The organism is Pseudomonas sp. TE21394 (assembly GCF_054057835.1).
This window is the reverse complement of record NZ_JBSRZR010000001.1, coordinates 3,546,648-3,563,144: the sequence shown is the minus strand read 5'-3', so window position 1 is coordinate 3,563,144 and position 16,497 is coordinate 3,546,648. Positions and strand designations below refer to the sequence as shown.

Annotated in this window: 12 protein-coding genes; 7 read left to right on the top strand and 5 right to left on the bottom strand. The window is 60.8% G+C overall.

What is annotated here, in order from left to right:
* Positions 1 to 63 precede the first annotated feature (63 nt).
* The 4 genes from fliD to ACVWZT_RS16325 all read right to left on the bottom strand — a co-directional run bounded on the left by fliD (position 64) and on the right by ACVWZT_RS16325 (position 4,025).
* Complete coding sequence (gene fliD, locus ACVWZT_RS16340; protein ID WP_457470288.1) at positions 64 to 1,482, bottom strand: flagellar filament capping protein FliD; 1,419 nt, start codon at positions 1,480 to 1,482, stop codon at positions 64 to 66.
* A 78-nt stretch (positions 1,483 to 1,560) separates the two neighbouring features.
* Positions 1,561 to 1,929 carry a flagellar protein FlaG gene (locus ACVWZT_RS16335; protein ID WP_457470287.1) on the bottom strand — a complete coding sequence of 123 codons (369 nt, stop codon included), beginning with the start codon at positions 1,927 to 1,929 and terminating at the stop codon, positions 1,561 to 1,563.
* Positions 1,930 to 1,995: 66 nt separating this feature from the next.
* Positions 1,996 to 2,844: a flagellin domain-containing protein gene (locus ACVWZT_RS16330; RefSeq protein ID WP_289130941.1), complete on the bottom strand. Its 849-nt coding sequence runs from the start codon at positions 2,842 to 2,844 to the stop codon at positions 1,996 to 1,998.
* Between the two features lie 245 nt (positions 2,845 to 3,089).
* Positions 3,090 to 4,025 (bottom strand): ketoacyl-ACP synthase III, encoded by a 936-nt coding sequence (locus tag ACVWZT_RS16325; protein WP_457470285.1) that lies wholly within the window; start codon positions 4,023 to 4,025, stop codon positions 3,090 to 3,092.
* A gap of 307 nt (positions 4,026 to 4,332) precedes the next feature.
* Here ACVWZT_RS16325 and vioA point away from each other — a divergent pair, with 307 nt between their 5' ends.
* The 7 genes from vioA (at position 4,333) to ACVWZT_RS16290 (ending at position 13,436) form a co-directional block, all read left to right on the top strand.
* On the top strand, positions 4,333 to 5,451 hold the full coding sequence (gene vioA / locus ACVWZT_RS16320) for a dTDP-4-amino-4,6-dideoxy-D-glucose aminotransferase VioA (RefSeq protein WP_296231578.1): 1,119 nt from the start codon (positions 4,333 to 4,335) through the stop codon (positions 5,449 to 5,451).
* A gap of 69 nt (positions 5,452 to 5,520) precedes the next feature.
* Entirely contained in the window at positions 5,521 to 6,723 is a 1,203-nt protein-coding gene (locus ACVWZT_RS16315) for an ATP-grasp domain-containing protein (protein WP_457470283.1), read from the top strand.
* The gene (locus tag ACVWZT_RS16310) at positions 6,720 to 7,481 is read left to right on the top strand and encodes a TylF/MycF/NovP-related O-methyltransferase (protein ID WP_296231581.1); all 762 of its coding nucleotides are present in this window, start codon (positions 6,720 to 6,722) and stop codon (positions 7,479 to 7,481) included. The genes ACVWZT_RS16315 and ACVWZT_RS16310 overlap by 4 nt, the downstream gene beginning before the upstream one ends.
* Complete coding sequence (locus ACVWZT_RS16305; RefSeq protein WP_457470281.1) at positions 7,474 to 8,178, top strand: class I SAM-dependent methyltransferase; 705 nt, start codon at positions 7,474 to 7,476, stop codon at positions 8,176 to 8,178. Before ACVWZT_RS16310 ends, ACVWZT_RS16305 begins: the two co-directional genes overlap by 8 nt.
* A gap of 47 nt (positions 8,179 to 8,225) precedes the next feature.
* Positions 8,226 to 8,912, top strand: coding sequence for a WbqC family protein (locus tag ACVWZT_RS16300; protein ID WP_457470279.1), 687 nt, complete (start codon positions 8,226 to 8,228; stop codon positions 8,910 to 8,912).
* On the top strand, positions 8,905 to 9,885 hold the full coding sequence (locus tag ACVWZT_RS16295; protein ID WP_457470277.1) for a hypothetical protein: 981 nt from the start codon (positions 8,905 to 8,907) through the stop codon (positions 9,883 to 9,885). Before ACVWZT_RS16300 ends, ACVWZT_RS16295 begins: the two co-directional genes overlap by 8 nt.
* A gap of 68 nt (positions 9,886 to 9,953) precedes the next feature.
* Positions 9,954 to 13,436: a glycosyltransferase family 2 protein gene (locus ACVWZT_RS16290; RefSeq protein ID WP_457470276.1), complete on the top strand. Its 3,483-nt coding sequence runs from the start codon at positions 9,954 to 9,956 to the stop codon at positions 13,434 to 13,436.
* A 315-nt stretch (positions 13,437 to 13,751) separates the two neighbouring features.
* Here the strand turns inward: ACVWZT_RS16290 and ACVWZT_RS16285 are convergent, their stop codons facing one another.
* Positions 13,752 to 16,469 (bottom strand): glycosyltransferase, encoded by a 2,718-nt coding sequence (locus ACVWZT_RS16285; protein WP_457470274.1) that lies wholly within the window; start codon positions 16,467 to 16,469, stop codon positions 13,752 to 13,754.
* Positions 16,470 to 16,497: the final 28 nt, after the last annotated feature.

Below are 16,497 nucleotides of genomic sequence, written 5' to 3'. Positions count from 1 at the left end.
GGAAAAGCCAAAAGCCCGGGACACCCTGGAGGGTGTCGCCGGGCTTCTGCCAGGTTCGGGCTATCAGGACTTCTTGGCTTGGGCGTTGATGGCCTCGAAGATCGAAGTGATCTGGTCGGCTTGCGCCTTCATCTTGCCCAGCGCAGTGTCGAGCGCGACATACTGCTTGGTCAGCGACTCGGTCAGCGACTCGGTGCGGCGGTCCAGGGCTGCCTGCTGGGCGGCCAGCTGCGAAGCCGCCTTGTCGAGGTTGGCCTTGCGCGTGGCAAGGCTGCCATCGGTCTTGTTGTACGGGTCGATGGCCTTGTTCATCCGCTCGAAGATACCGTTGGCTCCGGTAAACAGCGTCTGCACTTCGACACCCAGCTTCTTGTCGTTCATCGCCGAGTTGAACTTGGTGCTGTTGAACTCCAGCGTGCCGTCCTTCTGGGTATTGATACCCAGCTGGCTGAGGGTGGTCAGGTTGTCACCTGCCCCGACCTCGCTCAACACCTTGCGGATGTCGCCCAGCAACGAACGCGTGGTGGGGTCGTTGGTGAGCGGGCCGAGCACCAGCTTGTCATTCGCGTCGCGGCTGGTGGAGGTCAGCGAAGTGATCGCCTTCTGCAGCGTGTTGTAGGCATCGACGAAGCTCTGCACCGACTTCTTCAAGCCGTCGTTATCCGCCGCCACCTTCACTGCAGTAGGGGTAGCGCTCGTCGCGCCGCTGGGCCTGGCACTGACGCCGGTCAGTTCGAGGGTCATGCCGCTGATGGCATTGTCGACGGTATTGGAAGCACTCTTGACCTTCAGGCCATCGATGGTCAGTTCGGCGTCCTGGGCCAGGGCGTTGATATAGCCCGCTCCGGTACCTGACATCTGCGTGGTGCCATCGATGGTCAGCTCGGCAATGCCGCTCAGGGAAATATCGCTGCCGGCGCCGGTGGTGGTAGAGCTGAGTACCAGGCGCGAACCACCTTCCTCGTTGATGATGTTGGCGCTGATGCCGTTGGCGCTCATTTCCTTGTTGATCTGGTCACGCACACTCTGCAGAGTCGCGCCGCTGGCCACGTCCAGGTTGTAGGTCTTGCCACCCTGGCTGATGGTCAGCTGGCCAGCGCTGATCGCGCTGGTCGCGCCGCCGGCGAACTGCTGGCTGGCCACTTTCGAACTGGTGGCCAGCTTGTCGACCACGATGTCATAGCTACCCGCCACAGCGGAGTTGCTCGACTTGATCTTGACCACCGCTTCATTGGCAGAGGTGGCCGCATAGGCGTTGAACGACGGCGCGTCCTTGTTGTTGAGCGCCTTCATGGCGTCCTGGAACGCTGTAAGGGCACTGCGCAGCGAGCCGATACCCGAGATCATTGCACTGTTGTTGCTGGTCTGCCGGGTAATCTGCGACTGCTTGGCAGTTGTATCGGCCTTGACCAACGCGCTCACGATCTCGGTGATGTTGAGACCGGAGCCCAGGCCTGTACTGGAGGTAATCGGGCTTGCCATGCTGTTGTCCCTCTCGTCAACGTGTCACCCCGCTCCTGCAGGGCAGACAGGTATTACTTCATTAGTGTCCGCCGCCGGTCAAGCCTTGGCGTCGAACAGAACACTGTTGGCATCGCTCAAGCTCCGGGCAATCCGCAAGGCCTCTTCAGAGGGTAACTGGCGAATGACCTGACCACTGTCGGTCGCGATGACCTTGACTACTATCTTGCCGGATTCTTCATCCGTGGAAAATTCCAGGTTGCGTTGCGATGCTTTGAGGAACTTCTCGATTTCCGCAACGGCACTCTTGACCGTTTCGGCATCCTGCACTTCCTGGACCTCGCGCAGGTGTTTCTTCTCGTCGCCTGCCTTACCGGGCTCCGCTGGCCGGACGACCGGCTTTTCAGCACCCTGCTCGGCCGGACGTGCCGCCGCATGAGACAGGTTCAGCTTGACGCTCATGTCCATGGTCTACCACCTCGCAATGAAAAGGCGGGGAAGTGCCAGGCACTCCCCCGCCAGCAACCAGGCAGATTAGCCCAGCAGCTTCAGTACTGCCGACGGCAGCTGGTTGGCCTGGGCCAGAACCGAGGTGGAAGCTTGCTGCAGAGTCTGCTGCTTGGTCAGCTGGGCAGTTTCAGCAGCGAAGTCGGTGTCCTGTACACGGCCACGGGCAGCTTCGGCGTTCTCGTTGATGTTCTGCAGGTTGTTGATGGTGCTGGTCAGACGGTTCTGAGCGGCACCCAGGTCAGCACGGTTGCTGTTGATGGTCTGCAGAGCGGCGTCGATAGCCGAAACAGCGGCGCTGAAGTTGGCTTCGGCGGTGGTGGTGTCCGAACCCTGGATGTTGATGGCGCTGGTAACGCCCAGGTCGGAAGCGGTGAACTTGGCGCTCAGGTCGATGGTGATCTGGTTGGCCGAACCGGTGTTGGAGCCTACCTGGAAGGTCATGACCGAAGCCGAACCGTCCAGCAGGTTCTTGCCGTTCAGCTGGGTGCTGTTGGCGATACGGGTCAGTTCCGAAGCCATCGACTGGAACTCTTTGTCCAGTGCGACGCGGTCGTTGGTGCTGTTCGAGTCGTTTCGCGACTGAACGGCCAGTTCACGCATACGCTGCAGGATGTTGGTCTGCTCCTGCATCGCGCCTTCAGCGGTCTGGGCGATGGAGATACCGTCGTTGGCGTTTTTGATCGCCATGGTCTGACCGCGGATCTGCGAGGTCATGCGGGTAGCGATCTGCAGGCCGGCGGCGTCGTCTTTGGCGCTGTTGATTTTCAGGCCGGAGGACAGACGGGTCATCGAAGTGCTCAGAGCATCGGAAGCACGGTTCAGGTTTTTCTGAACGCCCAGAGAGGTGGTGTTGGTGTTAACAGTCAAAGCCATGACGAATTCCTCGTTGGATTGGGTACTACGGCTTCCGGCCTTGGCAATTCGCCGGGTGTGGCACAGAGAACCTTCGTAATTGTTATCGTCGTCAGGGCGGGTTGCTTTAGGGCGATTTCTCAATTTTTTTACTGGCATCCTGCCACCCCAATGAAATCAAGGGTTTGACGCCAGAAATCCATCATTGAAAACGAAAGAAGCGCGACCCGGGGCGGGCCGCGCTTCCTTGTGACCACAGCGTTCGGTCAGCCGTTGCGCTCGATGATCGCCGAGCCCCACGACAGGCCTACACCGAAGCCACTGAGCGCCACGCGCTTGTGCTGCGAGTTGAGCACGTGCTTTTCCAGCAGCAGCGGGATGCTCGATGACACGGTGTTGCCGGTCTCGACCATGTCCTTGACGAATTTCTCGCGCTGCTCGCCCTCATCGAAGCGCTGAGCCACTGCATCGACGATCGCCGCACTGCCTTGATGCAGGCAGTACAGGTCGATGTCCTCGGCGCGCAAGTGGCTGGCCTCGAGCAACTGCTGCAGGTGCGCTGGCACTTTGACCAAGGCGAAGTTGTAGACCTGACGACCGTTCATGAAGAATTTGCCGTCCGTCGTGCGCAGGTGCTCGGCACCCGCACCATCGCTGCCGAACAGCGACTTGCCGAGCTGCCAGGCTGCATCCTCGCCCATCCAGGTCGCGGTGGCCGCATCACCGAACAACATGGTGGTGTTGCGATCCTCGGGGTCGACAATCTTCGAATACGGGTCGGCGGTAATCAGCAGGCCATTCTTCAAGCCCGCCGCCTCCATGAAGCCCTTCATCGCATACAGGCCATAGACGTAGCCGGAGCAGCCCAGGGAAATATCGAACGCCGCGACCTGGGTGGTCAGCCCCAGCTTGTGCTGGACGATCGCAGCCGTATGCGGCAGGCCTTCGGCATCGCCGTTCTGGGTGACCACGATCACCACCTCGATGGCCGCCGGGTCAAGCGAGGGATTGGCAGCGAACAACGTCCGGGCCGCCTCGACGCACAGGTCGGAGGTTTCCTGGGTCGCATCCTTGCGCGGCAGGAAGGTCGAACCGATCTTGCCGAAGATGAAATCCTGATCCTTGCCGAATTTCGCACCCTGAGCGTAGTTATCCACGCCTTCTACAGGTACGTAACTGGCGATGCTTTTGATGCCAATCATTGTGGCTTCCCGATGGAAATGGCAAAAATTCGCAGGTGCCGTGACCCTGAATGCAAAACCTGCACCCCACGCCAACGGGACTACCCACAGACTCAATAGATTAAAGATGCGCGTTTCGACTGCCAAGTCACGACTATACCGACAATCCGCCAAATGCTGATGGCGAACTGTTGGCCAGCTTTTTGCTAAACGACCTGTATCAATGCCTTCGCTGCCGTTTAACTGACGCGGCAGCGGTTCGATCGACGCTACCGGATTTACGCCGTCAAGCGTGGCAGCCCCATAGTCAGCGCGAGCACAGTCTCATATGGCAAAGCCTATAACCGTCACCAGCCCTCTGATGCCGCCTCTGGAGTCCTTTCTGCCTTACCTGGAGCAGATCTGGGACAGCCGGTTACTGACCAACTGCGGTCAGTTCCACCAGCAACTGGAGGAAGCGCTGGCTGAACACCTTGGGGTCAAGTACATCTCGCTGTTTTCCAATGGCACGCTAGCACTGGTCACCGCGCTGCAGGCCTTGCGCATAACCGGCGAAGTGATCACCACGCCGTATTCGTTTGTCGCCACCGCCCACTCACTGCTTTGGAACAGCCTCAAACCTGTGTTCGTCGATATTGACCCACACAGCAACAACCTCGATCCGCAACGCATTGTAGAGGCAATCACCCCGGCAACCACCGCAATCATGCCGGTGCATTGCTATGGCATCCCCTGCGATGTGGAGGGCATACAGACGGTGGCCGACACCTATGGCCTGAAAGTCATCTACGATGCCGCCCATTCGTTTGGCGTACGCCTCAACGGGCAGAGCCTCCTCAACCATGGTGACCTTTCGGTACTGAGTTTCCACGCAACCAAGGTATTCAACACCTTCGAGGGCGGTGCGATCGTCTGTCAGGACGAGAAGACCAAGCGGCGCATCGATTACCTGAAGAACTTCGGTTTCGCCGACGAGGTCACGGTCATAGCCCCGGGCATCAATGGCAAGATGAATGAATTGCAGGCAGCATTCGGCCTGCTGCAGTTGCGTCATATAGATGGTGCGTTATCTCGCCGCCGCACGATCTACGAACGTTACTACGATCGCCTGGCAGCGGTACCAGGCATAAGCCTGATGAGCCCGCCCGCCAATGTCGAGTGGAATTACGCCTACTGCCCGATCATGGTCAACGGCGAGCGCTTTGGCATCAGCCGCGACGAACTGTACGAGCGCTTCCGCGCTGTCGACATTCTGGTACGTCGTTATTTCTATCCGTTGATCTGCGAATTCCCCATGTACCGCGGGCTGGAAAGCGCCAATCTGGACAAGCTGCGCATTGCCCAGCAAGTCTCGCGTCAGGTGCTTTGCCTGCCGATCTATCCAGATCTGGACGACGCGACCCAGGATCGCATCCTGTCCATCATCATCGAAGGACAAGGTGCCTGATCAATGGCCATCAATGTATTGGTATTTCCCTGCGGTTCGGAAAATGCTTCAGAGATACACCAGGCACTGATGCACTCTGTCCACGTCAAGCTGTTTGGTGCCTCCAGCGTCGACGACCATGGCCGCCAGCTTTTCGACACTTACAACGGCCAGCTGCCGCGCATTGATGACGAGCGCTTCGATCAGGCATTTTCCGCCTTGCTCGATGAATGGCAGATCGAACTGGTGTTTGCCACGCATGACACTATCCAGGCCTACCTCAGCGAACGCATCGAGCGCTTCGGTGTGGCACTGGTCAATGGCGACCCAGAAACCTGCGCGCTTGCCAGGCGCAAGTCATCGACCTACGCAGCGTTCGCTGACCAGCCTTGGGTACCTGCCGTCCATGCAAGCCCGGAAGACGTTGAGCAGTGGCCCGCAGTGGTAAAGCCAGATCTCGGCCAGGGCGGCCAGGGGTTCGAGCGGGTAGCCAACGCGCAAGATGCACGCGCCGCGCTTGAGCGAACTCACCTGCCGTTGTTGGTCGAATACCTACCAGGGGAGGAAATCACGGTTGATTGCTTCAGCGATTTCCAGCACGAACTGCGCTGGGTGGGGCCGCGCAACCGCGAGCGGGTGCGTGCCGGTATTTCCATGCGCAGCACATTTCCTGCCCCGGACCCGTCCATAGATGCCATCGCTGCAACCCTGAACAAGCGCCTGCGCCTTCGCGGCCCCTGGTTCTTCCAGCTCAAGCGCGACCGCCAGCAACGCTGGAAGCTGCTGGAAATAAGTTGCCGGGTGGCGGGGTCAATGGTGGCCCAGCGTGCCCGCGGTGTGAACCTGCCACTGATGGCTATCCATGACCACCTGGAACGCCGCGTCACGCCCTTGCCGCAAACCGCAGTCAACCTGATCGAACGGCGCATCCAGACTGTTGCGCAGCTGGACTGGCCCTTCGACACGGTCTACATCGACTTCGACGAAACCGTCATCCGCGACGGCCGCGCCATACCCTCGACGCTGTACTTCCTCTATCGCATGCAGTGCAAAGGCAAGCGCCTGATCCTGCTTACCCGGCACGCGAGCGACCCACGCGATACCTTGCGCAAGGCCCGCATTGCCGTCGAACTGTTCGACGAGATCATTCATATCACTGACGGTCGAGCGAAATCCGAATTCATTCGCGGCAATTCGATCTTCATTGACAACCATTTCCCTGAGCGCCTGGATGTCGCCACCCACTGCGCCATACCCGTCTTCGATGTTGATGCTCTGGAGTTTCTTTCGTGAAAACCGTCAAGTCCGACCATAACCGCCGCCTGGTCATGCGCCACCTGCGGGACACCAGGATCGAGCCGCTGGACAAGGATTTTCCGCATTCGGCACTTATTTCCCGGGCGACCTATTCGCCATGGTATGCCGATGCCGCATTCATGGAGGTGTTCGAACGCATTCAGGGCCTTACGTTGGTCGATATCTATCGTTGCCATGAGTTGTGGGATCTGCTTCGGCAAACCGCCAACGTCGCAGGCGATGTCATCGAAGTCGGCGTGTGGAAAGGTGGCACCGGGCTGCTCGCCGCCAAGCGCCTGGCGCAACTTGAAAGCACCAAGCACCTGCTGCTCTGCGACACTTTCTGTGGCGTGGTGAAAGCCGGCGCCAACGACACGCTTTACCAAGGCGGCGAGCACGCCGACACCAGCCTGGAGAGCGTGGCCGCACTGCTCGAAGGTGAGCAACTGAAGGACCGCGCCACGCTGCTGCAAGGGATTTTCCCGGAGCAGACTGGCAGCGAGGCCGAGGAGCGTCGTTTCTCGTTCTGCCATATCGACGTGGACACCTACCAATCGGCCAAGGACATCTTCGAGTGGGTTACGCCGCGCCTGAACAGGCATGGCGTCATCGTCTTCGACGACTACGGTTTCTGGGGCTGCGAAGGCGTAGCCAGGCTGGTGGAAGACCTGGCTGACCACCCAGAATACTTCCTGTTGCGAAACCTCAATGGCCACGCCGTCATGCTCAAGCTGACCGAGGCGAGCCATGTTTGAGCTGCTGCATGCCGAACGCTTCCCGGCCCATTACCAGACCCTCGAAACGCGGAAAGTGAAACAACTTTTCGAGCAATGGAAATCTGGCAGTTCAGCACCTGTTTCGGTCCTGGACTATGGCATGGGCCATGGCAAGTACTTGCGCATGTTCCGTGAGCTGGGGTTGCAAGCCACCGGCGTGGATATCAACCCGCAATACATCGAACAAGCCCGGGGCGCCGGCTTCGAGGCCTTGCACGAGTCCGAGCTGGAAACGCTGGGCAAACGATTCGACGTCATTTTCCTCAGTCACCTGATCGAACACCTGGACCCCAACCAACTGCTGCACCTGCTCGACCGCCTGATCGCCCTGCTCGCACCACAGGGCCGGCTGGTCATGATCAGCCCGGTCCTGGGCGAACGCTTCTTTCACGATTTCTCCCATGTGCGCCCCTACTACCCGCAAAGCATTCGGCATGCCTTCGGCCAGTCCAGTTCGCCTCTGTCATTCGGCGCCAATGAGCGCATCGTGCTCAAGGACATTTACTTTTTCCGCGACCCTTGGCGCACACGCTTGTGGCGTTCCTTCTATGTTCAGGATACCCCGCTCTCCCCGTTCACCCGTGTGCTGAACAAAGGCTTCGACCTCGCCTGGCGGCTTACCGATGGCCAACTGGGGGCTACCAGTTCCTGGCTGGGGGTCTATCACACGTGCTGACGACACCCTCTCGCACGGGCCGCCCGCACGGCAAGCGGGTGGTGCTCATGCAGCCCTACTTCCTGCCTTATCTGGGTTACTACCAGCTATTGGGCGCAGCGGACCTGTTCATCAGCTACGACACCGCCCAGTTCATCAAGAACGGCTGGATCGAGCGCAACCGCTACCTGCTTGATGGCGAACCGAAGTGGTTCGGCGTTGCCTTGGAGAAGAGCAGCCATAAGCTGCCTATTCATGAGAAACGGATCAGTCAGGGCTTTCAGTACCAGCAGGTGATTGAAAAGCTCAAGCACGCCTACCGCACAGCACCGTATGCACACCGTGTGCTGCCATGGCTGGCACAACTGCTGGAGCAGCCAGCAGCCAGCATCGCCGAGCTCAACCTCAGGGTATTGCGGGCAAGTTGTGCATTGATCGGGCTCGACACCCCCATCATCGCAGCCAGCGCACTTCCCGCGGGCGCAGGCGTCGGCGGGCAGGCACGAGTGCTTGAACTGATGGCGGCCACAGGGGCGACCCACTACCTGAATCCGGCCGCAGGCGCTTTTCTGTACGAGGCCGGGGAATTCGCCAAAGCCGGTATCGAGCTGGAGCTGCTGCACGCCGAGTTAACGCCCTACCCTCAGCAAGGGCCAGAATTCGTGCCAGGGTTGTCGCTGCTCGATGCGCTGATGTTCAACCCGCCCGAAGTGCTCGGCGAGTGGGCCAGACAAGGGAGAGTGATGCATGCCTGACGCTATTGGCGGCTACTTCGAACTGGAGCTGCGCCAGGGCTACAGCCTGTATGAGCAGGCACTGGGCTTCAACTCCGCGCGCTCCGCGCTCAAGGTCCTGTTGCGCAACATCGGCGCGCGGCGCCTGCACCTGCCTCATTACATTTGCCGTGCAGTACCTGACGCCGCGCACGCCGCTGGCGCGCACGTAGCTCGTTATGCAATCAACCTGCAGCTCGAGCTGGAACAACTTCCGGAACTGCAACCTGACGAGCTGTTGCTGTACGTGAACTACTTCGGCCTGAAGGATCGCTACATAAGTGATGTGCTGGCACCGCATTACCGTGACCGACTGGTGGTCGACAACTCACAAGGGCTGTTCAGCGCGCCGCTCCCTGGCATCAAGACCCTCTACTCACCACGCAAGTTCGTCGGAGTGCCCGACGGCGGTTGGCTGGCCAACGCACCGCCCGGCGAGTGGCAGTTGCCGCAGAGTCAGTCGACGGCGCATTTCGGTGCCCTGCTGGGGCGGCTCGAAGGCGCACCCGAGCAGTATTACGCTGCGTTCCAGAATGTTGAAACGCAGCTTGATCAAGCCCCTGCAACCGCCATGTCGAACAGCACACGGCGCGTGCTCGACAGCCTGGATTATCCCGCGATCAGCGCCCGCCGCGAGGCCAACCTGGCCTTGCTGGAACAATCGCTGGGCTCGCGCAACCAGCTGGATATCCTGCCAGCCATGCCGACAGCAGCGCTCTGCTACCCCTTGCTCCTGCATACACCCGCTCAGGCCCAGGCCATCCGTCAACGCCTGTTGGCCGAGAGAATTTTTATCCCCTGCTACTGGCAGGAAGTGGTTGGTGAGCCAGACAGCCCGAACGTAGAGAAGCAACTGGCGAGCTGCCTGCTGCCCTTGCCGATCGATCAACGCTACGACGCAACGCACATGGAACGGCTCGCCGACCGAGTGAGCACTTTCCTGGCCACAACCTGAAGACCCGAACATTCACCTTGCACGGCACCGACTATCACATGCAGGCGGGCCGCACCCGGGAAATACACATGAAGATGTCATCGCTGCATGGGAAGACAAGCAACCCTTACTACCTCTATGCGCCCGATTACCGCGACACCTCGTCAGGTGTATGCGTCATGCACTACCTCTGCCATGCCCTCAATATCAGCGGCCAAGAAGCCTATGTCATCGGCTGCAAGATAACCAATCCGAAACTGCGCACACCAGTGCTGACAGATGCCGTCATCCAGCTGCACAAGACTATCGGGGCAGCACCGATCGCGGTATACCCGGAAGTGCTCAGCGGCAACCCGCTGAACTGCCCGGTTGTGGTCCGTTACATGCTCAACCGGGACGGTTTCATCAACGGCCTGCACGTGGCTGCGCAAGAAAGCGACTTGTTCTTCTACTACGCTCACGACTTCGGTGAGGGCAAACGCCAGAAAGACATGCTCACGCTGCCGATGATCGACTCCAGCCTGTTTGCGCCGCGCCCGGAGCCGGTGGTTCGCAGCGGCAATTATCTCTACCTGCATCGTTTCGACGCCGACCAGGTGGACTACGGCCTGCTGCCGCCCGATATTCAGGTACTGAGCCTGAGCAATCCACGCACGCTGCCGCAACTGGCCGAACTCTTCCAGACCGCAGAGGCGCTGTACTCCTACGAGATTTCGGCAACCTGCACCATGGCGTTGCTGTGTGGCTGCCCGGTGGTATACCTCAGTGGCGGGCACGTAAAGACTCTGCCCTTCACCGAGCACATCGGCGATGCCGGCACGACGATGCTTGAAGAACCGGGCGGCCTCGAACGGGCTCGGCAGTCGGTCGGGCTGGCTCGTCAACGCCTATTGCACATGGAAGATGAATTCTGGCCGCAGCTGGAGCATTTCATCCAACGTACTCAGCGCAGCGCCGCCGACTATCTCGACGCCAATCGACATCCCAGTGTGCGCGACTGGCTGTTGAACCGCATGTTGACGCCGGTCCAGCAAAGGTTGGCCGAGGAACGCCGCGTGGCATTGCGCAACCAAACCAGCCTGGCCATTGTGGTAACCGACCACCAAGGCGATGCACAGGCATTGTCCTTCACGCTTGAAAGCCTGTTGCTGTGGAGTGCCAACAGCCCACTTGGGCTACGTACCTACGTTGTCAGCCAACAACCGCCCCAGACCAGTCTGCCCAGCAACGTACACTGGCTGAACTCCACACCGGGCACAGCGATACTCAACCAGATCATCCAGCAGGACGACAGCGACTGGTTGCTGCTGCTTGCTGCCGGTGATGAAATCCTGCCCAGCGGTAGCCTGATGGTCGATCTGGAGCTACCGGGTGCACAAGCATGCCGAATGCTCTACTGCGACGAGTATTATCGCGCCGCGTCAGGCTCGAGCCCGATCTTCCGCCCTGATATGAACCTCGACTACCTGTTGTCGCTCCCCGTGATAATGGGGCGCCACTGGTTACTGCGTCGCGAGCTTGTACTCGCCGCTGGCGGTTTCGACAGTCAATTCCCCGGGGCGGTCGAACTGGACATGATCCTGCGTCTGATCGAAGCGCAAGGCCTTGATGGCATCGGCCATCTGGACGAACCCCTGGTGATCTGCGACAGCCCGGACATGGCCAGCAATCCCGACGAGCTGGCCGTTATCGAACGCCACCTGTCAGCGCGCGGCTATACCCAAGCACAGGTACGTGAGGAACCGACCCGGCATTACCAGATCGACTATGGCCACCAGCAACAGCCTTCTGTTTCTATCGTGATTCCCGTGCAGGATCAGTTGGAGTTGGTGCAGCGCTGTGTCGAAAGTGTGCTTTCCAAAACCAGCTATGCCTTCTTCGAGTTGCTGCTGGTCGATCACGCCAGCAGCAACCCGGCCTTGCTGGAGTGGCTGGAGCAGTTGGTAATCGCGGGCGAAGGAACGATCAAAGTCCTGCGCGACGACCGCCCATTGAACCTGAGTGCCATGTATAACCTGGCTGCCGCTCAGGCTGTTGGCGACTTCCTTGTGCTGCTCGACAACGACACAGTGATTTTCCAGGAGGATTGGCTCCAGCGCCTGCTCAACCACGCCCAGCGACCCGAGGTGGGAGTCGTAGGCGCAAAGCAACTGGATATCAACGGCAACATCGCCCACGCTGGCTGGGTGCTGGGCCTCGCTGGCACAGCTGCGAGCCCGGCTGCCGGGTTGCCGAACAGCGATTCAGGTTACCTGCAATGCCTGCGCGTGGACCGTGACGTAAGCGCCATCAGCAGGGCCTGCCTGATGATCCGCAGGGAGCTTTACCTAGGGCTGGGTGGGTTGGATGAAGGTGCCTTCGCGTTGCGTCACGCCGACATAGACTTGTGCCTGCGCGTGTCTGCCGAAGGTCTGCTGAACGTCTGGGCTGCTCATGCGCTGGTGGCCAACGAGCAGGGCAAAGGCTGGGGCAATGTAATGCGTGCCCCCGCCCAGCAGCAGCGCGTCCAGCAGGATGAGCAGAACCTCTACAGCAAATGGCTCGACGCCCTGACCCGCGATCCCGCCTACAACAAGAACCTTTCGCTGCGCGGCCGCGGTCATGAGCTGCCAGCATTGCATGGCCTGACCTGGCGCCCGTTGAACTGGCGCCCGCTGCCGGTCGTGCTGGTACATCCTGATCGGGAAAATCCCGAGCGCTGCACGGCTGCCTTCCAGCAATTGCTGGAACACGCACGGATCGACGGCTACTTGAGCAACACCTTGCTCACGCCTGTGGAACTCAATCGCTTGCAACCCGATGCGATCATCTTCCAGCACGTAGCCGATCCGCTGCGCATTCAGGCCATGGCACAGCACTATTGCCTCAGCCAAGCCTTCAAGGTGCTGGAGGTAGTTGACCTGCCCGTTGGCCAAAGGGCATGGGAACTGCTGCATGACGCCATCGCCTGCGTCGACCGGGTCGTCGTCGCCAGCGCGGAACTGGCAGCAGCGCTAGACGGGCTGCATGGCGACATCCGTGTCAGAGAATCCCGACTGACCATGGATTGGCAAGCGCTGCCGACACCGGTAACGGCGAACGTCAAACCGCGCATCGGGTGCCACCTCAGTCTCGAGACCCTGCACATCATCGACCCGCTGCTGCGCGCCCGTGCCAATCAGGCTGACTGGATATTGTGGGGAGAGGTCCCCCCCCACCTCGCGGCGCTGGCCACGGAAGTCTACTGCCGTGACCTCGGCTCAGCGCCCGATGTGCTATCGGGGCTTGGCCTGAACATTGCGCTGCATCCGACAAGCACGGTGGGGAATACGGGCGACGGCCTTGCGCCTGTGCGCTACGCCGCATGCGGTTATGCTGTCATCAGCAACGACCATCAGGTTCGCTTCGAAGAATGGCCAATGACGAAGGTGGACGACACACCCGGCCAGTGGCTAACAGCCCTGGACGATTGTCTCGCCAGCATCGAAAGCGCAGCGGTAAAAGGTCAACGGTTACGTGAACAGGCAGAGAGCTCAAGCTTCATGGATGCCGATTACAGAGAAACCTGTCTCGCCAGCTGGTTACCCGCCTGACGGCCGGGTTCCTGAAGGTTGATATACCTCAGCGATGCTGAGGAACGAGAGATCACATGAAGCTGTGGACCCGAGGCCGAATCTGGCATCGGGTCCAGCCAGAGGGCTGGCGGCTGCGGTACTACGCGCTACCTATGAAGGCAACCTTGGGCAATTGCCGATTGGGGGTTTGCCGAAAAGGATCTACCAGCCTCTGTCCACGTATGCCGTTTACCTACAAAACCAATGGAATCTTCGCATGAACGTAGTGAAGCGAAGCACAGGCTCCGCTTGCGTCCTGGAGATTAGCTGGCTTGACCGGAGCATGGCGGCGCACTAGCCACGGGCAGGGCTCAGCGCATCACTGGGCCATCTGCTGCTGAATGCGGCCGGCCAACGCGCCTGCAACACTTCGAGGGCAGCCTGATCGACCACACGAGGTGGATCGACAAACAACTGCGCCACCGGTGTCCAGAGCACCATCAAGCCCGCTGTCGCTGCCGACAGACATATGTCCAGGTCGAACGCTTGCAACTGCTGAAGGCCGCCGCAGTGGTCGAACAGCTCACGACGCAGCAACATGCAGTCCGCGGACACTGCGGCGCAACTGCGCACCGCCATCGGCCAACGTGCCTTGATGCACTCTCCTGCCGACATGCCCTGCCAAGGCTGGTACGCCACCGGCCCCTGCAACAGGTCAAAGCCGGCATGCACGACCTTGCCCTCACGGGCGAGCAGACGGGCACCGACCACCCCTACTTCCGGCCTGAGCCCCTCGTTGAGCAAGCCTTCGATCCAGGCTGGCGAAATCACTTCGCAATGCTCGCCGAGCAGCAGCAGGTACTCACCGCAGGCCTGCTCCGCCGCCAGGTTGAGCAACGCGTCACGCCCGCTCACAGCGCCTGCCACCAACACAACCCGCTGGCCAAACCCTTGCAGCGCGGCAGCGGTGGTTTCGGCGTGCTCGGTATTGCAGGCAACCCGCAACTCGTAGCGCGGGTAACGGGTGCGCTGCAGGACGCTGGTCAGGCACGCCTGCAGACGCTGCGGGTCACCTTCGGCGGCTACCAGGATGCTGACCAGGGGTGTTGCCGAGTGGCGGAAATCCACCACCAGGCCAGCCTCGCCCTGATCATGCACTTCGCCGCGATAACCCAGCAGTGTCAGGTGCCGCTTGAGCGTCAGCAGCGCGTCGGCCTGCAGCGCCGCTGTCGCCTGGCTGCCCACCACCAGGTACTCGTCCATGTGTGCCAGGCCGCCCTGTCCATGCTGCTCGACCAGGCGCAACAGCAAGTCGAACTCCAGCGCATGGCGGCAGGTTTCGCTGTAACCACCCAACTCCACCACAGTCTCGCGGCGCAGGCACCAATGCCGTGACATCAGCCCTGGCTGTGCACGCAGCAGGTCCAGGTTGCTGCCGGGGCGGACCACGCCATGCAGGCGGCCTTCGCTGTCACGCTGCACTTCGTTGGCACACACCGCCTGACAGCCCGCCGCCTCGGCCAGCTCCTGCTGCAGACGCAGCAAGCCACCACTGACCAAGGCATCGCCTGCTTGCAGCAACATCAGCCAATCGCTGTCGAGCTGCCGCACTTGCTGGTTGAGGTGCGTGACCCAGTTGCTTTCGTTGACCTGCACGAAATGCAAGGTGTCGCGTGCGGTCGTGATCGCCGGCGGCTTGCCGCCCTTGAGCACCACCAGCTTGAACTGGCGCAGGCCACTGGCCAGCAGGCTGTCGAAGGTGGCCTGCAACGCCAGGTCGTCGTCGGCGAGGTCGGTCACCATGAAGGTGATCTGCGCCTTCGCGCGCTTGTTCAGCTGAGCCGACAGGCGCTGCTGGGTAGCCTTGTCCGGTGTGGCAGCGGCCAGTGCCTCAAGCACCTGGCCAGAAACCGTACTGCGCAGCCAGCCGGCGCCATCGATACCGGGTACCGCCTCCAGGCGCGTGAGCCAGGCGCCCAGTTCGCGGGCGCGCTCGCCATCGTCCTTGCCGGTAAGGGTCGGTACCAGGCGCTGGCAGACCTCCAGGTTGAACAGGCCCAGTGCCAAGGCTTTCCAGTAACGCTGCTGCAAGGTTTCGGCGGTATCATTGGGGTGTACCTGCAACAATTCACGCTGGCGTACCCAGGTGCCCTCCAATGCCTCGCGGTGGGTTTGCCCGGTCGGCCAGGCATGGCAAAGGAATTCCAGCGCGGTCAGGCACGTGAACAGCGCGCCATTGTAGTAAGGCAACTCGACATACTGTCGCGGCTCGAAGACGCGCTCCGGCTCGCCGATCACGGTGCCCCATGGCGAGGTGAACAGCAAAGGGGCCTCGCCCTGGTCGTAAGTCGCCCGCACAAAGCGATTGAGCACGGCAAAACCGGCATCGTCATTGCACAGCTCGCCATTCCATTCACGCAGCAGGCGCACGGTACGGGTCAACTGCTCGTCGCGGGCGACCGGGGTCAGCGCGCTCGGTGCGAACTCACAGATCACAGCAGTCTGCGTCAATTGCGCGATGTCGCCAGCGGCGACCAGGGCATAGGACAAGGCCACGCGCCAGGCAGCGAAGTCCAGCTCGCCGGGCAAGGTATCGAGCGCTGCCTGCAACGCCCCGACCCGCAGCACCGCGCGCCAGGCCTGCTGCCCGGCCATGGCGTACTGACGCAAGCGTGCACGTGGATGGGAATCGGCTGCGGCCTCGAAAGCCGAGCCGATCTTGTGGTAGGCCATCTGCGCATTACCCGGTGCATAGGCTAACGCATAACCCTGAGCCCCCTGCACCTGGGGCTGCGCGTGCAAGCAGGCAGCGGCCTGCTGCAAGGCCGACGCCAGCACGAAATCGGCATCCAGAGCCAAGGTCACGAACGGCGTGGCAACCTGCTGCAAGGCCAGGGCCAGGCGCGCATTGCACTGTTCGCCCGACGTGCCTGCCCGCAGCGGCTCAATGGCCAGGCAGGGAATGCCAGCCTGGCGATAGTAGTAGACGGCACGGGCACGATGGTCCGGCTGTTCATGCCCGAGCAGGACGACGGTCACTTGGTCGTGCGACCCGATTGCGGTTTCGGCCATAGGGCACCTGTTCATGTTGTTGGTCTGA